Consider the following 16,374-nt stretch of genomic DNA (forward strand, 5'->3'; position numbering starts at 1 on the left):
TATAGATCAATTCGTTAGGCCATATTTGGCGAAAATTTCACGAATTCCGGCCGACGCTCTCATAGGGCTGGTCGCGTAAGTCGCGCCCGGACTGTGCCACCAGGTCAAAGGCGCAGAACACCACCGGATCGGCACCCCGGTACCAGCCGCGCCGCAGGGCCCGCTTGTGCAGGCGGTTGAAGTCCGAGCGACCAATGTCATCGAGCACGGCCACCTCGCCGTCCAGAATATGCGCCCCGCGCGGCAGGTGCGCGAGGGCATCGCGCAGTTCCGGGAACCAAGCAGTCGCATCGGCGCCGCCGCGCGTCTTCAGCGCAAACGGTGCCGTGGCAGCCAGCATCCTGTAGCCGTCCATCTTGACCTCGTAGTGCCAGACGCCCGAGCGCGGCAGCGACAGGCTGCGTTTGGCAAGCATGGGCTGCACGTCAGCAAGCGCGAGCGGGGCGGTGGCGGGCATGCGTCCAGTTTCGCGCGCATCAAACAGAGGAGGCAAGGAGGGCTTGCATTATGCTACGCTGCTTAATAACAGATAACGGTAACATTACCGTTATCTGTTATTTAATAATGATATGTGTTATGATTACGCCATCGCATTCATCCTCGGAAGTTCACATGGAAGCCAAGACCCCGCTCGTGACCGTCGAAGCCGTTCGCGCCGCCGCCGAAGCGCTGTCCGCCACCGGTCGCAAGGTCAGCGTGCGCGCGGTGATCGCGGAATTAGGAGGCGGCTCCCCCAATACGGTTCTGGCACACCTGAAGAGTTGGCGGGCAACACAGCCCGAGGTAGCCAACGCGACTCCGGTCATGATTGACGCGCGCATTCTGCAGATCCTGCGCGAACAGGTGGCGGCCTCCGAGGAAAAGGCCTTGGCGGGCGCGGCGGCTCGGGTGGCCGAGATCGAAGAAGACAATGCCGCCATTGCCGAGGAGGTCATGAAGCTGCAAGGCGAGCTGCTGCAGCGCGATGCGGCCCTCGAAGCCGTACGGACAGAATGCGACAAGGCCATCGCCAATGCTGCGGAGCAGGTCAGAGAAGCTCGCGCCGAGGCCGCGCGTGAGCGCGCAGCGGCCGTGGCCACGCACGATGCCCTGGCGGTGGCGCAGGCCCGCCTGGAGGAGTTGCCCTCGCTCAAGGACGAGATCGACAACCTGCGAGCGGAGCTCGCCACCGAGGGCGCCGCCAGGGCGGCAGCCGAGCAGGCGGCGGCCGTTGCACGCGCGACGCAGGAGGCGGAAGGCAAGGCGTTGGCCAAGACGGAAAAGGACCTCACAGCCGCGCACGCCGAGCTGGAGAAGCGCCAGGCGTATATCTATGGCCTTACGGATGAGATCCACAAGCGTCAGGACCTCGTCTATGAGATCAACGCCAAGCTGACTATTGCCGAGGAGCAATTGCGCGCGGCCCAGGAGGAGTTGGCCGGCGGTGGGGCCGACGCGCGGGCGATCGCGCGCCTGGAGGAAGCTCGGCGGCAGGCGGTACAACAGGGGGCATCCGAGGCGCATCTCCAGCGCATCGACGCGCATATCGAGGCGCGCAAGCAATTGATGGTGGCGCGCCGCGAGATATGGGTGCCAACCGAGCCGGACGCCCAACAGCCCGCCGGCAAGGCCAAGCCGGCAAAGTAAGCGCGAGGCGTCCCCAGGTGGGGCCAGGTTGGCACTAGTCGGCGGGAAACAGCTCTTGCCAACCGCGCGGTCTGGGGTAGATGCTTTCGGTGACGCGTGGCGGTTCCCTCATTCTGGCGGCACAGAAACAATTCACAGTTCCGAGACAGTCGCTCACAAGATCAGCCGCTATCGCCGGGGTCAAGATGACGTGGTCCATTCGCTCTTTCCTATTCTGACTTTTCATCAGCCATCGGGAGATTGAACTAGCCGCTCACAGAGAGGCAGCGAAGTACCGCGACAGAGAAATGCCCTGTGCTCGGCACAGTGCCGGCATAGCGAAGAGTGAGAAGGCCAGTAGCTTCAATAGGCCTCGCGTGGCAGCCGTCCATTGTTTGGCATTCAGCTTCCTGTCGGTGGCATCGATATGGCGCTGCAGGTCGTATTGTTCCATTTTCTTTTCCGATCCGTTAGCTGCCCATGACGCCAGTAATCCTAACGTCAGCCAGGCGTATCCCAAGCCTGCGCGCCACAGCTCGACGCGCGCGCTCTTCGAGTTTGTATCCTCTACTGGCGTCCACGATCCTTGCCACAAACTCAACTCGGCCGGAGGTCTCCGCGCCGTCCTTTGTGACCGTGTAACTCGCCCTAACAGCAAGCCGCTCAGTCATTGGCTTTTCCTAGCTAATTAAGCGGGCACTTCGGCAACCCTGCCACGCAAAGCGGTTCTCTCGTCAGTCGCCAACCGACTCAGCGGACGCTCTGGTAACGGCGACCATTTCACCGTGGAAGACGGTGCGTTGTGCATGCCCTACAGGACCAACGCCGAACGTAACGGTGTCATCGCCAACCTTATAAATTTCTCGGACGCGTTCGGCCGACCATGTCCTATTGGGGTTCATGATAACGGTGAAGTGCCCCACTTTAATTCGGTCACCTCGGACTCTCACGACATCGGGGCTCGCTTCGGTGATTACGATTTCTTCCATCAAGTTCTCCAGATCATCATACTGGCCGCCTGCGATTACGACGGCCTAGTGGCTACGTCAGTCAACGCTGTGCAATGCCTTGACTGGCAATGATAAAAGTACTTCCCAGCGGGGAGTCTGCAGGCCGATGTCAGTTGGGCCAACATGACCTTCCCAGTAGAGTTCCGCGATTTGCATCGCTCGTAGCAAGCTTGTGCTGACATTGAGCAACGACATATTTGCGACAAATCCTCTCTCCGCTTCGACGGCCCAGATTTTCGCGGGAGTTTGAGCAAGTGCTTGGAACGCTTTCGCTTCGTCAAGCGTCTGCCATGCGAATACGGAGGTGAACCGCGAGGGCCGGTGCGGAAAATGCGCACGTCGAATGGATTCCCACACCAGTTCGACGGCGGGTCCGCCAGGCGCTGTAACCTTTGAGTTCAGATACTGGGCGCCGTGTCTCGACACGCCCATCGGATAATGACTGGAGAAGTGTTGTGCCAGGTCTGGTACGTCGCTTAGATCAAACTGATCCAGTTGGTAGTTCATGTCCGCTGAGATTTGACCCGCGCGGTCCACGGTGTAATAGACAGGCATGTAGTTGCTTTCCTTTGTTCTAGTGGCCGCGGCGCCTCATCTCGAACTGCCCCGCCTCCGTCAACGTGGCAATGCGGCCATCCAGTTCGATCCAACCGCTGTTAACCATCGCGCGGATGTGCGGGAGATTTCTGACGATTTGAGTGAAGGCATGGTTCTCTATACCGGTCTGTAGTTCCACGTCGCTCCTAATGATAAATCGCGCCCCTGCTCGGACATGTTCGAACCATCCGAACACTGCGGCAATCTTCTCTTCGGTGGTCAGCATTGTTACGCTCATAGTCCTTTCCTATTTCAGTCTTGTAGCAGCCTTTACGACGGCCTCTCCCAACAGCTCATACAAATACTCAAACGAGCTTAGGATGATCGCCAAGTGTGGGCCGAGAGCCGGAGTTGCACGAGGCTGCCCGCCAAACCGCACATGCAATGCGCTCTCATGGGTGCCGAAGGTTCCCATGAGGCCGCTCCAGTTTGGGTGCGCAAATTCACTCAAGGTTTCGTATAGACGCATCAAGCCAGGGACGGGCAACCGAATATCCGCCTCGCGAATTGCGTCCAAGACGTGGACGGATACAGGGCTCCCTTCATCTCCGTCTCGCGACCCCACCACAACTTTCGCCACCCGTTTGTACAAGGCTTGAACGTCGCTTGTTCGTTCGAGCGTTTCCAAACTGCGCAAAAGGAATCCCAGTACCGCAGTCGATTCGAGCATTGATCGTACGAGGATCGCGGCACTGAGGTGCCGACCGGCATCGATCAAAGGAAGTGCGTCGTCTGCGAGTGCAGACACTCGATGCAGCAAGGACTCGCGCGCAACCAGCAAGTAGAAGATGGTCTTGTGATCAATTCCCTGACTGATCGCATCCACGGCTTCTGGAAGCGCTGCTTTCAACCTCGCGGCGATTGCACGTGCTTCCTCGATTGCCTCCGGTTCTGAAATCTCCATTCGATTCCCCTTTTGGTTGGCCTCAGCGCAGTGGGCTTTTCAGATCTGCCGGCTAGACAAAGTTCTCGGGCGCGAACGGCGCTGTAATTCCGGACTGGAAGCAGTGAATCTCATGCAAGCGCCCTGTGCGGAATCGCAGCTCGTAGACTGCAGCGCCGGCGCTGATGGCTATGGTGTGCCCATACGAAATGTCGCCCAGTGGCTGATCGTAGTCGCTGCTAGTCCGCCTCAACCGGCCGGCCTGGGTCACCTCGTAGTCCGCCATGTCCATCTGGTAGCGGAGGTCTTTCGTTTGATAGTCCGGCCCTTGTGTGCCATCTGGCATCAGATAAGGGAACTTGACGTGGTCGTACATGCTCATGTGCGTCTACCTTCCTTCATGCCGGCGCTGGCCGGCTTCTCCGATCGTGACTCTTCATCGGCGATCGGGAGATTGAACTAGCCGCGCACAGAGGGTATGCAGCGCCATGCAAACGTACATCCAAAGGACCACGCCGATCACGCCGTTCAAGACTGGTTGCACATACGGAATGGGATCAAGGGGCAGCTGATTCATCACATAGCGAACGGCCCCCTGCATTGGATCCTGCTCAACCCATGGAGAAATCAGCGCGTACACCCACACTCCAATGCCGACAAGTGACACGCCGAAGGCAGCGAAGTACCGCGGCAGAGAAATGCCCTGTGCTCGGCACAGTGCCGGCAAGGCAAAGATCGAGAAGGCCAGCAGCTTCATGAGGCCTGGCGCAGCAGCAGCCCATTGATTGGCATTCAGCTTCCTGTCGGTGGCCTCGATATGGCTCTGCAGGTTGTTTTGTTCCATTTGCTTTTCCTATTCGAAATCCCGCAAGTCCCTCAACGACTCTTCCAAGCTATCGGCAGCCTGAAAGTGCAACTCGACGCCCGCCTCGTCAAGCTCTTCGCCATTGGGCATCTTGCGGGATTCAGCAGAGTCGCGCAGGACGTTGATGGCTACCCGGAGCGCAAGCGCGGTGGTCATATCTTTCATCGCCGCGATTCCAGATTGGCGAGCATCGTGCGGACTCGCTCAGACTGCTCGGCAGTCCAGCGGTCGGAAATCTTGGTTGGCGCGGTGCCGACTACTACCATCAGTTCAATGTCATCCCCATGCCGCTTGCGCAAGACAATACGCGCGTGTTCGGCAAAGCGCTCGGCCAACTCCTGGCTATCCAACTGAACGCAGCCTCCGGGACCTGTCAGACGCACGGAGGGGCCGACGTACAGATTTCCTCGTTCGTACTCGAAATACAGGACTTGCGAGACATTGAGTGCCGCGCGTGGATCGACCAATCTAACTGTGAAATAGTCTCGGTTGGGTGGTGGCCAAGTCGCCTTCGGCTTCTGCTGGCGTGTCGTAGTGTCAGTGGTCATGCTGAGCAGACTTTTCCGATTCGTTATCACCTGACTGTTGTCGCCTCGAAGAAGCGACAAGGATCAAGCGACTTGCCGGCCGATGCGGGGCCGCTCACGCGGCAAGTTGCTTTACTTCGATCGCTCCATGCACTGAATAGCAAGCCGCTCGGCAAGCTGTCTTGCTCTATCGGAGAGGATCTGTTCCTGCAGTTGCTTCGTCATCTCCGCCCAAGTGCTCGGGAGTGGCCAGCTCCGACGCAGGTCATCGGCGCGTCGTATATCCCTTGTCATTACGGCTACTGCTGACGGCGGCCCGATAAGCTCAGCTATCAATTGATCAGCAGACTTACCCCACCGAGAAAGCCTATCGAACCAGGTAGCTACCGTGCCTCCAGACATAAGGCATTGCCGGCCGCGCGCTGTTTGTGGGGCAGGTAATTCTTCAGCTTGAGCGTATCCACAGGCACAAAGTAGCAGGCACACAATACAGCCCCTCAAAAATACCTTCATGGTGCTAACCCTTTTCCTACTGGTGTGAAGCAGCTTGTGCTTCAGGCATTTTTGCTTTGACCGCGGCGCGGATCGCATCGGCCTCGTCTAGTAAATCGCGTGACATAGAAACAATGTACTGTCTGAGAAAAGCCCTTTTCTGCTCAATTCCGGAAAGCGCTGAAGTCACGCCCGTGACGGTTTCAAGATAGAGCGCGGAAAGTCTCGCCAAGGACTGAAGGCGATCAAAGTGATAAGCAATGCGGCGTTGGAGATCAGCTTCGCGGAGGACAGGTACGATCTGATCCCTGGATACCTCCCATGCTGAGGTATCAAGTTCCAGATCCAGCGGGAACTGATCGGTTGGCATTTCAAGGAGCGCCCGAATTCGAGGCCGATTGTGATTGAAAGCCGTCAACACGGCCTCAAGACCTACTCGTAGGTGCTCCAGTTCTCCCGCACGAAGACGAGCGTTGGCCTGGCGTATCGAGAGTCTGTTCAACCAGAGGGCTACCGGTACCCCTGCGATAACGCCCAGAAACGTTGCTGCAACATTAGGCCAGAATCCTGCCCAGAACCAGTTCATAGTTGGTCTTTTCCTTGTTTTGGACCCAGTATGGCGGTAGATCAACGATCAACGCCCGCTGGTCGTTCCATGGGTGAGGCGGCTCACACGGTTTTTCCACCACTGATAGCACGCCCACGCTATGCCGGCTGCCGAACCAAGCTCAATGAACATCCGAGCATATGAGGCGGTGCGTCCGTGGAAGCTCCTGAATGCAAGGTAAGTGAGGACAGATAGGGCGGCCAAAATGGCCAGCGCCATTATCCAGGCCCAGAGTGTCAGCAAGCCCCTTTCTGAGAAGCCCGCTCTCCAGCTTCGGGCATAGATCGCCCGGCCCGCCCACAATCCGACAATGATGGACAGCGCACCGGTCACCAAGCCGTAGAGGGTTTCCGAAGATTCGGTGTCCTCATCGTAGCTGTACCGCCCACTCCCATGGGTAATAGTCGTTGGACCGTCAAGGTCGATGCTGCTGGGCACGCCAAATGCGCTGCCGGCCCATGTAAGCGCCATGCCTAGCGCAAGGAAAACGGCGATTCCGACAAGCCAGGCAAGTAGTTTGCGCAGCATCATGGGCTTTTCCTATGCCTCTAAGTCAGGCCGTAGCATATCCGTGATCGACTCACGGATCGCGACTGAGATCTGCTTCCGCAGCCGCTTTGCCATCGCAGGGGAAATCTCGATGAATGCGTCGTCATCGATCTTCAGTACCACCATGCCTTGTGCGTTGCAAAACACGTCAAGCTGCTCGGCTTCTGCATCTGGACCTCGCGCGAAGTACCGCACAGGAATCGTCTCACTCGCAGCTTCGTCTCCGTGAGTTGTTGCACATCCCGCTGCCTCATAAAGCCACGTTGAAACCAGAGGCGTTTGCTCCGCGCTCAGGTGAATTGTCGGATCCGGGTCATTAAGGTCGTTAGTCTGCTGAGTAAGGATCACCATACCGTCATCGGCGACCTCAACTGAAACTGCCTGCATTTGCTTCTTCATAAGCTAGTGTCATTTTTCCTGTGTCAGTTACCGGCAGGGCGAGCTGTAGATACTCCATCGCCCTCTTCGACCATTTCAGCAATGATCCGCACCTTCCCGGCCTGCCACTAGTACCTCATCAGAGGCAAACGGGTTGCCGACCTAAGCATCTTCGGCGAATTCAACATTTCCGTGTACTTGTACAATCCCGCTCGCTCTAATCGACCAAAGTTGCGCTTTGTGAATGTCGCGCTGAATCGAGAACGCCTGTGACGGGTCGTGCCAGCGGTATCCAACACGAAATGTTGTTCCCTGACACGTCATCTCGTATTCACCGAGATTCCACTTCGGGTCTGCGTTGATCTCCTGAAATCCGTAAGTGCTCAGGAAAACCTTCAACGCACCCTCTCCCTTGATCGTCTCGAAATCGTCGTACATTGACACGGAGTTCTCCCTGAAATCTTTTCCTAGTCCTCGAAGGGCACGTGTTCGCCGCTCCGCGACTGCATACCGAGCTTACCTTCGCTTCCCATCGCGTCCTCCCATGCAGTCATGGCGTTCGCCACAGCTTCCGGATTGCCACTGAGAGCGAGCACCGTTTCCCCGCACGACGGGCATAGGCCGCCGAATGCCGCATGGACGCCTTGCATGTTCCGCGTATCCATCGTCTCAAAGTCGGTGAACGCCGATTTGCATGCACCGCATACCAGCTTCTCTGGACGCAACGCGTCAATCTTCGCTTTAGCTTGAGCGACACGTTGCTCTTTCGTGCCGCGCTGCTTTGCCTGTCCCATCAGCTCTTCTCCTTTTCAGTGCTGTTATAGGTCAATGCCGACTGGCAGGATCACTTGATAGCCGGTGACTTGTGGGACAAGGCGGCGGGCTACCGCGATCAGCATCTCATTGGTGAAATCGTTGGCGATAGTCTCGGAGACCAGAACCTTACCGCGCCGACCAGACACCTCGCTGTACTCGACAATTGCCGCCAGCATTGGTGACTGCCGCCGCTTCACCACGAACATCGCTTTCTTCATGTCCTTTTCCTATTTTACCGGCGCTTATGGACGCAGTTTTGCCAGATATGCGCCGAGTGCTGCTGCCAACCCAACTATCAGCTCTGCTTCCTGTTCAGTGGGTTCGCGGCCTTCAACCAGATGCCGACCGCGTTCCGAAGTGAAGCCCCAAATCTTCTCTACAGCAACGTCCAATGGTCTCGGCATCAAATCCCGGTTTGCTTTAATCACATCTCCTAGGGTTGTTGTACTACCGCAGACATCACGCGCAACACACTCCAAGGAAGCCATCGCGTGCTGGACAGCGCCGGTCCGATCTGGATGCGGTCGCCGAGAAAGATCGTTGAGCGCTTCGTGCAACTCACTAGCAGCAGTCCGATGGTTGTGCCGCGTCACAGCCGCGTGCGCGCTCTTTACCACCGCTTCGAAACCTTCTGGACCTCGATACCGCAGCTCCCCTTGATGTAGCTCCCAACCAATACCGTGTTCGACAAAGTAGGCGTTCAGCTCGCGTGAGAAGTCCGCTGCGGCGTCGTGTCGATGCTTGTGAACAAGGGCGGAATATATTGCCTCAGCGACATCGTAGACTTTGTACCACGGCGCGTCGTCTAGTAGTTCGCGCACTTCACGGTCAATGTTAGGAAACTCCGACCAATTGTTGGAGTCGGCGCGGACGCGCAGCACTCGGCAGACAATTTCGCGCACCACACTTGGCTTTGCGAGGCTCTCATACGCCAAATCAACCAGGACCCCGCGAAAATCATGTGGCGCATCCTCTCGCACAGAAATCGGTGCTGGAACAACATTGGCGCCATAACCGTAACGCTTGGAAAATGATGTCATCGCCGCCTCTTTTCCGCTATCTCAGCCTTCCAGCGATTCTGAATACCAATGCTCGACGCGCTCGATGGTGAAACGCGCGACAACGCGCTCGCCGTCGCGAACAACGAGACTCTCGCCGTCCTCGGTCGCTTCGGTAGCAGCGATGGACTTGTCGAAGTCGTCACCCTTTAATTTCACATATACGGTGATAGTTGCCATGATCCCTCCGTTGCCGGCGTGTCCGGCTTTTCCTATCTGCTGCCCGGTTGAGACCTGACGGTTGCCGCCGCTTCGCAGCGGCAAGCATCAGGCGTCAGCTCACCTGGTTAGTTGTTGACGGCATCCTTGAACTTCTGGCCCGCCTTGAACTTCACGGTCTTGGCTGCTTCGACCTTGATTTCCTCGCCAGTCTGAGGGTTGCGCGCCATACGCTCGGCGCGTTCGCCTTTGCCGAAGCTGCCGAAGCCGATCAAGTTCAGGGTGTCACCCTTGGCTACGGTGTCCATGATGGTGTTGAGGGTAAAGTTCAGCGCCTGTTCAGCTTTGGCCTTCGTCAGGCCGTCCACACCAGCCGCGATGGCATCGATCAATTCAGTTTTCGTCATGCATTGCTCCTTCTCAAGTTGATAAATTTCCTTGCCGTCAGTGCCGGGACAACGGCTTTTCCAATGGGCGTTTCGCCGTCACGTCAACGTTCTCGGTCAGTTCTTCGGCGTTGCCAAACTCCCACATGGGTTGCTCCGCAGGTATTGCATAAGGTCGTCCCCTTGGCCCAACGCGGCCGCCGAGGATGTCTGCCGCCGCGTTATCTCAGTTGTGTTCCGCGCCGTAGCTTGCAACTCGACTAACGTCAGGGGCTGCCGGAACCACGCATCGGTTCGCGCGGAATTGATGAACGTTTGATACTTGGGCTCACTCATGCCAAGGTAGGAAGAGACATGCTCGCTACCCTTCTCATATAGGCACTCGACTGGCGCCTGAACACTTGCTGTGTCACCGGGAGGGAATGAACGAAGCTCACCCAACTGCGGAGCTGCACATGCAACCAGTGAGAAAGAAAGCGTTGCGCTACATAGGCGGAGGTAAGGCGTACTACCCATCTTGGCTTGGTTGCTCCTTGTCGTCTTCATTCTTCTTTTCCGGGTTAGCTTGCGCCAGCCATCATGCGCGGCGATCTGCGGCCATAAGGTCACGAAATAAAGCGACGGCGCATTGTCAGTCTGGTCATTCAACGGACCAGTCGTCAATACCGGGAAAGACTTCGATGTCTGCCCACGTGCCATCAGAATCTTGCCCGAAACCAAAGACGAAGATTTTCAGTGGAATAGTAGGCGGGGCCTTCCGCCCGCGATTTCGATGACCGTGCCACATACATGTAATTTGATCGCCGGCGGCGGCCGTGACCCTAACTTCTCTTATCTCTTTCGGAGGTGCATACATGCCAAGGTCCTCCTGAGTAAGTTCGCTGTGGGCAAGTACGGCAGTCGCGATCTGCCTCTTAAGCTTCTCCAGGTTGGGAAGACTTTCCCAGCCCTCCGAAACGACTGACGTAAAATTCAAACTAAGCAACTTGTGAGACATAGGGAACTCCTCATGCAATGAGTGCGGCATAGTTTGTCGATTCTTACCGCCCGACTGTGACGCGCTGCGGCGAACGTGCTGATGAAGCTGCTCGTTCATCGACTCTATCGTGTTCGCCCTGCTTTTCCTATGCTTCACCAACAACCGTAATCGGACCGGTCAAAAGTACCTCCCAACACCGCGCCTTCAATCCTTTGATCTGCGGCCCGACCTCTCCTGCCCAGTAGGCATGCGCGAACTGAGATGCCCGCAACACGCTCGTCCCAATATTTAGCAACGCCATGTTCGCGACGAATCCCTCGGCAGCCTCAATTTGCCAGATGTTTGCATCAGTCAACCCTGAGTCCAACCGAAAGGCTTTGGCTTCTTCCAAACTTTGCCACGCAAATGTCGAGGTCAAGCGGGATGGTCGCTCGGGAAAGTGCGCACGACGTACGTACTCCCAGATCAGTTCGATCGCGGCTTCGCCCTTCCCTGACTTGACATCTGAATTCAGATATTGATTCCCGTGCGCGGACACCCCGTTGGGGCAAAGGATATCCAGATGCTGGCCCAAGTCCTGGGCATGCGAGAGGTCCAACTTGCTCAGTTGACTGTGCTGCCCTGCGGTAAAGCCCTGTCGCCGGTCTACATGGAAATACGTTTTCATACTTTGAACTATCTCGAAATCCGGTTTTTCCAATCCTAGTCACTGCCCGCACTGCACGCTGCTCGGGTTGACCGCGATCCGCGCGCGCGTTTCGCAGTCGATGAGATCGAGAGCAATGGCAATGCCGTAGATCAGTCCGATCGCCATGGGAATGGCAAGGAATGGATTGCGGGTGATGAAAATCCAGATCAGTTTGATGAATTCCATTGCACGGCCTCTTTTCCACTGTGTTGATTCGTCGGCGTTGCGTGCCGCTTGTCTACTCTATCTTTCCCTCATCTTGTAAGGATGCTATTTCGACAAGGTCACCCGTGCAGCGAGTGCGTCTGCAATCTCAGCCGCTGCCTCAGATAGTCCCTTTCGCATGATCCGATCAGCGGGAGATCCGGCCATTCCTCCGTAACCGTTTTGCCACGTGACTCCGGCCAGCAGCTGGCCGCTGCGAGTACTATTCATCCTGGCGCTTGCACTCTGTGGTTGTTGGTCGTACCCGCCCGCGGTTTTCACGACCAAGAGTGCATCGATGCCTTGATCCCGCAGTTTCGCCATACCTTCTGGTCTTGCAATCTCGACCTCGTTGAGGTTCAGCCGAATCATCATATTGGAAGTTGACGCTGGGTCGATGACAGTGAAACCGCGATTTGCGAGTTCAACGCCGACCGCGTCGGCCATCAATCCACCGCCGGGCACCAGGGCAATCACTTTGACACTCTGCGTTGCGGTGGTCGGGGTAGACGAGATCCTGGAAGACGCGCACCCACCGAAGAATAGCGAAAGTATGACGCATGCTACAGCCGGGATTCGTCTCATTCTTTGCTCCCAGAGGTTGCCAAGTATGTTCTTTTCCGATCTGTGGTTAGTTACACGGGAACGCCTTAGATAGCGCGATTACCGCTTCCATACGACCGCTCTGATGAAGGCCCTCGGGATTCTCCCGCAACCACTTTACGATTAGTCGAATTGCCTGCTCGTTATTGATACCGTTCGGCGGAAGGCAGAGCGCTTGCTTGCCCTGAACCTTAGGAGGCGCCAAACCGATGGCGTCTAGAAGTCCACTGATATAGCCAATGCACCAGATGGCTTCCGCGCTTTCAGTAGCGGAGATTCCGATGCCATCCTGTTGTTTTACTGTCGCGCCACACGCGCGCAGTAAGTCGCCGCCTGTAACGGCCGCACATACTGCGCCACCGCTCGTCAGCATGAGTAGGAGCGCAATGAAGCATGATCGAATTCCGTTCTTTCCCATGTTTTCCATTGATTCGTCCCTTTTCCTAGTGATCGGTTGGAGGGATCGTATGAGCGCGCCAAGATGTCGCCGGCGAAGTGCACGCGCCAGGTGCTAGCCGATGCCGACCCCGCAGTTGGGGCAAACCTTACTGCGATCAGGTAGGGGGTGCTTGCACACCGAACAGACATAGCTTTGGGCTCTCTTCGGACTCTGTGCTGATTCGCTGGCCAGCATCTCGACAGCTTTCTCGGCTTGATATCGTGTGACATGCATCATGCGCGCGATCAGCTCAAAGTTGACTTCAGTCTGTATCTTATTAATCACTAGCCATTGTGAAAAAAATACAGCCACGCCCCACAGCATCATTGGGCCTTTGGCAAATACAAGTGCCACGAAGACAACCACGCAAACGATTGTAATCCAACTGACGATACGAAGACCGTTAAGCAGTAGCAGGAGTAGAGACCCACTACGGGTTGCCATAATGCCTTCGCAGAACTCTCGCTGGCTCAATAAGTCCAAATACGTCCTGTAGAGCGTTGCGGCCTCCTTTTGGCTTAGACCGGCCAGTTGCTCTTTGACATTTCGTTTGATCGCGCGGACCTGGTCCTTATTCAGCTCGTATGGCTCGCTCATGATTACTCCGTTGCTTTTCCGATCTATCGATCAAACACTTCGTCAGTCGATGGTTGAGAGTAGCCAATCTCCCATACCCGGCGGCGTCGCTGGGTGGCGCTTGTGAAGCTCTCGGTCCAAAAGCTTCGCGCGGTAGCAATGTAGGTGTGGTACTTGATTTCGTTCGGGATCTCTAATCCAAGCGTCGCAAGATCACCTGTAGACAGATCGATTACCCGTACGGCGCAGTCCCCATTGCGCTGCATGCCAGAAGCGGGATGCTCAACACGAAACCTGGACAAGAAAGAAAGCCATTCCTCCGGCGTCCTGAAACACTCAAAAAGCCTGACATAGGCTCGGCTCGTCGCTTTGATCGTTGGCCTCTTGAAGCCAGCAGAACTCTTCATGTGCTTTTCCGATTCGTTAGGGTTGTTGTTGCGCCGGGAGATACTTTGTTCAATGGCGCGTTCCCACAGCAGCCCAGCCAAGACAATTGCAGCGGCAATTGGCACGCCGACCCACCAGGACAAATCGAACTGTAGGCATGCTCCAACCATCGCGGTCGCAATCACCGTGGGTACGATGTTCACTGCCCACGTCCAGCCAGGCAGTTTTCCTTGTTCACGCTTCTCGTCCATGATGAACGTCTTGTCCTCTAGCCCTTCCCGACTTTCGACAGGTAAGCGCCTAAGGCAGCGGCGAATCCGACAATCAACTCTGCATCGTCCGATGACGGCTCACGCCCCTCACTTAGATGTCGACCATGATTCGAAGTGAAGCCCCACATCGATTCGATCGCCTTGTCCAGAGGTGCGCCAATGCGGTCTCGATTTGCCTTGACCCATTCGCCAAGAGTCAGGCTATGCTGGTTGGTAATGTCGCGGGCAACGCACTCTAACGATGCCATGGCATGCTGAACAGCGCCAGTCGTGTCGGGATTCGGACGACGCGACAGATCCATGATCGCTTCATGGAGTTCCCTAGAGGCTGTCGTATGGCCATGGTTTGCCTCTGTTTCGCGAGCATCTGTAACAACCCGGTCAAAGCCCTCTTCACCGCGATAGACGACTTGGCCAGAGCTGTCTAATGACCAGCCGATACCATTTGCAAAGAAGTAGCGATTAACATCCTGATTAAACCTCTCTTGGTCAAGGCTGTGGCAGCTTGCTAGCATTTCGATGAAATCATAGACTTCATACCAGTGAGCGGCGTCCAGTAACCCACGGACTTCTCTTTCAACATTGCCTTCGCTCCAGTTATTGGAATCGGGTCTCTTCTGAAGAAGCCGGCAAAGCAGTTGGCGCAGCCCGTCTGGCTTCATACCGCAATCCACAGCGGCATTGATCACCACAGCCCGAAGCTCATCCGAGGCTTCACGCCGGACTATCACAGGAACCGCATGCACCTGGGCATATCCATTTCGTTCAGAAAACCTCATGACCTTTCCTATCGCGACGGGCCGATGCCGACACCGCAATTCGGGCAAACTGCACTGTTCGCTTCGATGGGCTGCTTACACAACGCGCAAACATGTCTCAGCATCTGCCGTGACGTGTTGGCCGCTTCAGTTGCCAGGACGTGGATTGCAGCCTGCTCTGACTGATACCGGACGAAGTGGAGCCCGCGCGCGACTAGTTCCAAATTGATCTCCGTTTGGACCTTGCTGAGCGCAAGAAACTGCACCACGAAAATAGCCGTACCCCACAGCATCGTCGCGCCCCTGGCAAACGCAAACGCCAGGAAGCCAATGGCGCAAGCGATCGTGATCCAGTTGAAGATGCGGATGCCGTTCAATAGCAGCATGAGTAGGTGCCCGCTGGTGGTCGATCCAGCGCCTTCGCAGAACTGCGGCTGGTTCAATAGCCCTATGTAGTTGCGGTAGAGTGCCGCTGCCTCCCGACGACTCGTACCGGCCAATTCCTCCCTCACATTCTGCTTGATCTGCCAGATCTGTTCCTTGTTCAACTTGTATGGCTCGCTCATGGCTTTTACGTCCTAATAGACAACGTGCGTTCACATTCGGCGCGATGGCTAACATCAGATCACCCCACTGACAATGGTTGCCAGGCGTACCGGGTCGCTTTCGACCATCCTTTTAACGGCCGACAGGCTCGAAACTCCAATCAGTTCTTGGATCAGCTTAGGGTTGCGCCCTTGCCGGTGCAGTCTGACGGCAAAGGTCCGCCTTGCCGCGCTGGCGTTTCCGTTCGCGATGCCGGCCTGCTGGTGGAGCCTTCGGTAAATCTCTGCCAGCGACTCGCATGAGTAGCTGTCCGCACCGCTCGGCGTCACGCGGCGCGTGAAGGTGAACGGCTCTCCCTCACCTGTCAGGAAGAGTGGGCCTTGATGATCCAAGCCACGATACGCCGTCGGCCTTGCATTAATACCTTGTCGCGCTGCAACCCGGTGCTCCAGATACTGATCGATCGCCTCACGGACCTTCACGCTAGCCCACAAAAGTGGCCGCTCTTTCCCGTTGAAGGCAATTTCCGCACGTACGATTGATTCGATCACCACTTCCCCGTTTGCCTTTAGGTAATCAGTGATCAGTAGCTTGGCAATCTCGTTGGGAGTAAGGCCGGTACCATATGCCACCAACAGCAAGGCCACGTCGCGCCTACTGTTCTGGCCGGTCACCGCGGCGACCTTTTGTGCGTGACGTATTTGGTGTTCCTCAATAACCTGTGGTTTCGACATCCCGTAATACGGTTTAAATTGGTTGTATTACGAGGAAGTATGCTGGCACGGTTGGCTGAATGCAACCCTTAGTAACGTCGCTGCTCTGGTCCTCGGAAAAACTGGACGTCCCCGGCGGCTCACCCGCAACGACAAGCCATCACGGCTCCAGCTTTGCCCTCGGCGATCTGAGGTTGGTCGCAGCGGATGGACCGTGGCAATGGCTAACCAGCCCTCGTCGTGCTGACGATGGCGCGGTCCAACGTTACCTGGGGTT

Annotated in this window: 30 protein-coding genes; 1 reads left to right on the forward strand and 29 read right to left on the reverse strand. The window is 56.5% G+C overall.

The window, feature by feature from the left end; genetic code table 11:
* Window positions 1–37 precede the first annotated feature (37 nt).
* The gene (locus tag IPF36_RS16275) at window positions 38–457 is read right to left on the reverse strand and encodes a hypothetical protein (protein ID WP_195428796.1); all 420 of its coding nucleotides are present in this window, start codon (window positions 455–457) and stop codon (window positions 38–40) included.
* 155 nt (window positions 458–612) lie between these two features.
* Here IPF36_RS16275 and IPF36_RS16280 point away from each other — a divergent pair, with 155 nt between their 5' ends.
* A complete protein-coding gene (locus IPF36_RS16280) occupies window positions 613–1,626 on the forward strand; it encodes a DNA-binding protein (protein WP_195428798.1) in 1,014 nt (337 codons plus the stop codon).
* 253 nt (window positions 1,627–1,879) lie between these two features.
* On the opposite strand, the gene IPF36_RS16285 is transcribed toward IPF36_RS16280, so the two are convergent.
* From IPF36_RS16285 to IPF36_RS16415, 28 genes are all read right to left on the reverse strand, one after another.
* Complete coding sequence (locus tag IPF36_RS16285; RefSeq protein ID WP_195428799.1) at window positions 1,880–2,059, reverse strand: hypothetical protein; 180 nt, start codon at window positions 2,057–2,059, stop codon at window positions 1,880–1,882.
* A 280-nt stretch (window positions 2,060–2,339) separates the two neighbouring features.
* Window positions 2,340–2,594, reverse strand: coding sequence for a hypothetical protein (locus tag IPF36_RS16290; RefSeq protein ID WP_195428802.1), 255 nt, complete (start codon window positions 2,592–2,594; stop codon window positions 2,340–2,342).
* Between the two features lie 57 nt (window positions 2,595–2,651).
* On the reverse strand, window positions 2,652–3,170 hold the full coding sequence (locus tag IPF36_RS16295; RefSeq protein ID WP_195428804.1) for a DUF2441 domain-containing protein: 519 nt from the start codon (window positions 3,168–3,170) through the stop codon (window positions 2,652–2,654).
* A gap of 19 nt (window positions 3,171–3,189) precedes the next feature.
* On the reverse strand, window positions 3,190–3,438 hold the full coding sequence (locus tag IPF36_RS16300; protein ID WP_195428806.1) for a hypothetical protein: 249 nt from the start codon (window positions 3,436–3,438) through the stop codon (window positions 3,190–3,192).
* A gap of 21 nt (window positions 3,439–3,459) precedes the next feature.
* Window positions 3,460–4,116 (reverse strand): hypothetical protein, encoded by a 657-nt coding sequence (locus IPF36_RS16305; protein WP_195428809.1) that lies wholly within the window; start codon window positions 4,114–4,116, stop codon window positions 3,460–3,462.
* A gap of 52 nt (window positions 4,117–4,168) precedes the next feature.
* Window positions 4,169–4,477, reverse strand: coding sequence for a hypothetical protein (locus IPF36_RS16310; protein WP_195428811.1), 309 nt, complete (start codon window positions 4,475–4,477; stop codon window positions 4,169–4,171).
* Between the two features lie 54 nt (window positions 4,478–4,531).
* Window positions 4,532–4,939: a hypothetical protein gene (locus IPF36_RS16315; protein ID WP_195428812.1), complete on the reverse strand. Its 408-nt coding sequence runs from the start codon at window positions 4,937–4,939 to the stop codon at window positions 4,532–4,534.
* Window positions 4,940–4,948: 9 nt separating this feature from the next.
* Entirely contained in the window at window positions 4,949–5,125 is a 177-nt protein-coding gene (locus IPF36_RS16320; protein WP_195428814.1) for a hypothetical protein, read from the reverse strand.
* Window positions 5,122–5,508 (reverse strand): hypothetical protein, encoded by a 387-nt coding sequence (locus IPF36_RS16325; protein ID WP_195428816.1) that lies wholly within the window; start codon window positions 5,506–5,508, stop codon window positions 5,122–5,124. Before IPF36_RS16325 ends, IPF36_RS16320 begins: the two co-directional genes overlap by 4 nt.
* 508 nt (window positions 5,509–6,016) lie before the next feature.
* Window positions 6,017–6,565 (reverse strand): hypothetical protein, encoded by a 549-nt coding sequence (locus tag IPF36_RS16330; protein WP_195428818.1) that lies wholly within the window; start codon window positions 6,563–6,565, stop codon window positions 6,017–6,019.
* A gap of 48 nt (window positions 6,566–6,613) precedes the next feature.
* The gene (locus IPF36_RS16335; protein WP_195428820.1) at window positions 6,614–7,117 is read right to left on the reverse strand and encodes a hypothetical protein; all 504 of its coding nucleotides are present in this window, start codon (window positions 7,115–7,117) and stop codon (window positions 6,614–6,616) included.
* 9 nt (window positions 7,118–7,126) lie between these two features.
* Complete coding sequence (locus IPF36_RS16340) at window positions 7,127–7,534, reverse strand: hypothetical protein (protein WP_195428822.1); 408 nt, start codon at window positions 7,532–7,534, stop codon at window positions 7,127–7,129.
* A 141-nt stretch (window positions 7,535–7,675) separates the two neighbouring features.
* Window positions 7,676–7,951: a hypothetical protein gene (locus IPF36_RS16345; RefSeq protein WP_218959605.1), complete on the reverse strand. Its 276-nt coding sequence runs from the start codon at window positions 7,949–7,951 to the stop codon at window positions 7,676–7,678.
* 29 nt (window positions 7,952–7,980) lie between these two features.
* Entirely contained in the window at window positions 7,981–8,307 is a 327-nt protein-coding gene (locus tag IPF36_RS16350; protein ID WP_195428826.1) for a hypothetical protein, read from the reverse strand.
* A 24-nt stretch (window positions 8,308–8,331) separates the two neighbouring features.
* Window positions 8,332–8,547 (reverse strand): hypothetical protein, encoded by a 216-nt coding sequence (locus tag IPF36_RS16355; protein WP_195428828.1) that lies wholly within the window; start codon window positions 8,545–8,547, stop codon window positions 8,332–8,334.
* A gap of 24 nt (window positions 8,548–8,571) precedes the next feature.
* Complete coding sequence (locus IPF36_RS16360) at window positions 8,572–9,369, reverse strand: AbiJ-NTD4 domain-containing protein (RefSeq protein ID WP_195428830.1); 798 nt, start codon at window positions 9,367–9,369, stop codon at window positions 8,572–8,574.
* Between the two features lie 21 nt (window positions 9,370–9,390).
* Complete coding sequence (locus tag IPF36_RS16365) at window positions 9,391–9,567, reverse strand: hypothetical protein (protein ID WP_195428832.1); 177 nt, start codon at window positions 9,565–9,567, stop codon at window positions 9,391–9,393.
* Window positions 9,568–9,674: 107 nt separating this feature from the next.
* Window positions 9,675–9,953: an HU family DNA-binding protein gene (locus IPF36_RS16370; protein WP_195428834.1), complete on the reverse strand. Its 279-nt coding sequence runs from the start codon at window positions 9,951–9,953 to the stop codon at window positions 9,675–9,677.
* A 619-nt stretch (window positions 9,954–10,572) separates the two neighbouring features.
* Entirely contained in the window at window positions 10,573–11,028 is a 456-nt protein-coding gene (locus IPF36_RS16375) for a hypothetical protein (protein ID WP_195428836.1), read from the reverse strand.
* Between the two features lie 28 nt (window positions 11,029–11,056).
* Window positions 11,057–11,578 carry a DUF2441 domain-containing protein gene (locus tag IPF36_RS16380; protein ID WP_195428838.1) on the reverse strand — a complete coding sequence of 174 codons (522 nt, stop codon included), beginning with the start codon at window positions 11,576–11,578 and terminating at the stop codon, window positions 11,057–11,059.
* A gap of 39 nt (window positions 11,579–11,617) precedes the next feature.
* The gene (locus tag IPF36_RS16385) at window positions 11,618–11,785 is read right to left on the reverse strand and encodes a hypothetical protein (protein ID WP_195428840.1); all 168 of its coding nucleotides are present in this window, start codon (window positions 11,783–11,785) and stop codon (window positions 11,618–11,620) included.
* An 84-nt stretch (window positions 11,786–11,869) separates the two neighbouring features.
* Window positions 11,870–12,280 (reverse strand): hypothetical protein, encoded by a 411-nt coding sequence (locus IPF36_RS16390; protein WP_195428842.1) that lies wholly within the window; start codon window positions 12,278–12,280, stop codon window positions 11,870–11,872.
* A gap of 154 nt (window positions 12,281–12,434) precedes the next feature.
* On the reverse strand, window positions 12,435–12,833 hold the full coding sequence (locus tag IPF36_RS35080) for a Rap1a/Tai family immunity protein (protein ID WP_368671159.1): 399 nt from the start codon (window positions 12,831–12,833) through the stop codon (window positions 12,435–12,437).
* 84 nt (window positions 12,834–12,917) lie between these two features.
* Entirely contained in the window at window positions 12,918–13,442 is a 525-nt protein-coding gene (locus IPF36_RS16395) for a hypothetical protein (protein WP_195428845.1), read from the reverse strand.
* Between the two features lie 23 nt (window positions 13,443–13,465).
* A complete protein-coding gene (locus tag IPF36_RS16400) occupies window positions 13,466–14,059 on the reverse strand; it encodes a hypothetical protein (protein ID WP_195428847.1) in 594 nt (197 codons plus the stop codon).
* A gap of 17 nt (window positions 14,060–14,076) precedes the next feature.
* A complete protein-coding gene (locus IPF36_RS16405) occupies window positions 14,077–14,859 on the reverse strand; it encodes an AbiJ-NTD4 domain-containing protein (protein WP_195428849.1) in 783 nt (260 codons plus the stop codon).
* Between the two features lie 8 nt (window positions 14,860–14,867).
* Complete coding sequence (locus tag IPF36_RS16410; protein ID WP_195428851.1) at window positions 14,868–15,404, reverse strand: hypothetical protein; 537 nt, start codon at window positions 15,402–15,404, stop codon at window positions 14,868–14,870.
* Window positions 15,405–15,458: 54 nt separating this feature from the next.
* Window positions 15,459–16,118 (reverse strand): site-specific integrase, encoded by a 660-nt coding sequence (locus tag IPF36_RS16415; RefSeq protein WP_195428853.1) that lies wholly within the window; start codon window positions 16,116–16,118, stop codon window positions 15,459–15,461.
* Window positions 16,119–16,374: the final 256 nt, after the last annotated feature.

It is taken from the genome of Cupriavidus sp. IK-TO18 (assembly GCF_015549295.1).
Taxonomy (GTDB): Bacteria; Pseudomonadota; Gammaproteobacteria; order Burkholderiales; family Burkholderiaceae; genus Cupriavidus; species Cupriavidus oxalaticus_A.

What these genes read in the sequence shown, in the direction of transcription:
- IPF36_RS16275 (WP_195428796.1), bottom strand. Translation starts at nt 457, where the DNA reads ATGCCCGCCACCGCCCCGCTCGCGCTTGCTGACGTGCAGCCCATGCTT.
- IPF36_RS16280 (WP_195428798.1), top strand. Translation starts at nt 613, where the DNA reads ATGGAAGCCAAGACCCCGCTCGTGACCGTCGAAGCCGTTCGCGCCGCC.
- IPF36_RS16285 (WP_195428799.1), bottom strand. Translation starts at nt 2,059, where the DNA reads ATGGAACAATACGACCTGCAGCGCCATATCGATGCCACCGACAGGAAG.
- IPF36_RS16290 (WP_195428802.1), bottom strand. Translation starts at nt 2,594, where the DNA reads ATGGAAGAAATCGTAATCACCGAAGCGAGCCCCGATGTCGTGAGAGTC.
- IPF36_RS16295 (WP_195428804.1), bottom strand. Translation starts at nt 3,170, where the DNA reads ATGCCTGTCTATTACACCGTGGACCGCGCGGGTCAAATCTCAGCGGAC.
- IPF36_RS16300 (WP_195428806.1), bottom strand. Translation starts at nt 3,438, where the DNA reads ATGCTGACCACCGAAGAGAAGATTGCCGCAGTGTTCGGATGGTTCGAA.
- IPF36_RS16305 (WP_195428809.1), bottom strand. Translation starts at nt 4,116, where the DNA reads ATGGAGATTTCAGAACCGGAGGCAATCGAGGAAGCACGTGCAATCGCC.
- IPF36_RS16310 (WP_195428811.1), bottom strand. Translation starts at nt 4,477, where the DNA reads ATGAGCATGTACGACCACGTCAAGTTCCCTTATCTGATGCCAGATGGC.
- IPF36_RS16315 (WP_195428812.1), bottom strand. Translation starts at nt 4,939, where the DNA reads ATGGAACAAAACAACCTGCAGAGCCATATCGAGGCCACCGACAGGAAG.
- IPF36_RS16320 (WP_195428814.1), bottom strand. Translation starts at nt 5,125, where the DNA reads ATGAAAGATATGACCACCGCGCTTGCGCTCCGGGTAGCCATCAACGTC.
- IPF36_RS16325 (WP_195428816.1), bottom strand. Translation starts at nt 5,508, where the DNA reads ATGACCACTGACACTACGACACGCCAGCAGAAGCCGAAGGCGACTTGG.
- IPF36_RS16330 (WP_195428818.1), bottom strand. Translation starts at nt 6,565, where the DNA reads ATGAACTGGTTCTGGGCAGGATTCTGGCCTAATGTTGCAGCAACGTTT.
- IPF36_RS16335 (WP_195428820.1), bottom strand. Translation starts at nt 7,117, where the DNA reads ATGATGCTGCGCAAACTACTTGCCTGGCTTGTCGGAATCGCCGTTTTC.
- IPF36_RS16340 (WP_195428822.1), bottom strand. Translation starts at nt 7,534, where the DNA reads ATGAAGAAGCAAATGCAGGCAGTTTCAGTTGAGGTCGCCGATGACGGT.
- IPF36_RS16345 (WP_218959605.1), bottom strand. Translation starts at nt 7,951, where the DNA reads ATGTACGACGATTTCGAGACGATCAAGGGAGAGGGTGCGTTGAAGGTT.
- IPF36_RS16350 (WP_195428826.1), bottom strand. Translation starts at nt 8,307, where the DNA reads ATGGGACAGGCAAAGCAGCGCGGCACGAAAGAGCAACGTGTCGCTCAA.
- IPF36_RS16355 (WP_195428828.1), bottom strand. Translation starts at nt 8,547, where the DNA reads ATGAAGAAAGCGATGTTCGTGGTGAAGCGGCGGCAGTCACCAATGCTG.
- IPF36_RS16360 (WP_195428830.1), bottom strand. Translation starts at nt 9,369, where the DNA reads ATGACATCATTTTCCAAGCGTTACGGTTATGGCGCCAATGTTGTTCCA.
- IPF36_RS16365 (WP_195428832.1), bottom strand. Translation starts at nt 9,567, where the DNA reads ATGGCAACTATCACCGTATATGTGAAATTAAAGGGTGACGACTTCGAC.
- IPF36_RS16370 (WP_195428834.1), bottom strand. Translation starts at nt 9,953, where the DNA reads ATGACGAAAACTGAATTGATCGATGCCATCGCGGCTGGTGTGGACGGC.
- IPF36_RS16375 (WP_195428836.1), bottom strand. Translation starts at nt 11,028, where the DNA reads ATGAACGAGCAGCTTCATCAGCACGTTCGCCGCAGCGCGTCACAGTCG.
- IPF36_RS16380 (WP_195428838.1), bottom strand. Translation starts at nt 11,578, where the DNA reads ATGAAAACGTATTTCCATGTAGACCGGCGACAGGGCTTTACCGCAGGG.
- IPF36_RS16385 (WP_195428840.1), bottom strand. Translation starts at nt 11,785, where the DNA reads ATGGAATTCATCAAACTGATCTGGATTTTCATCACCCGCAATCCATTC.
- IPF36_RS35080 (WP_368671159.1), bottom strand. Translation starts at nt 12,833, where the DNA reads ATGGAAAACATGGGAAAGAACGGAATTCGATCATGCTTCATTGCGCTC.
- IPF36_RS16395 (WP_195428845.1), bottom strand. Translation starts at nt 13,442, where the DNA reads ATGAGCGAGCCATACGAGCTGAATAAGGACCAGGTCCGCGCGATCAAA.
- IPF36_RS16400 (WP_195428847.1), bottom strand. Translation starts at nt 14,059, where the DNA reads ATGGACGAGAAGCGTGAACAAGGAAAACTGCCTGGCTGGACGTGGGCA.
- IPF36_RS16405 (WP_195428849.1), bottom strand. Translation starts at nt 14,859, where the DNA reads ATGAGGTTTTCTGAACGAAATGGATATGCCCAGGTGCATGCGGTTCCT.
- IPF36_RS16410 (WP_195428851.1), bottom strand. Translation starts at nt 15,404, where the DNA reads ATGAGCGAGCCATACAAGTTGAACAAGGAACAGATCTGGCAGATCAAG.
- IPF36_RS16415 (WP_195428853.1), bottom strand. Translation starts at nt 16,118, where the DNA reads ATGTCGAAACCACAGGTTATTGAGGAACACCAAATACGTCACGCACAA.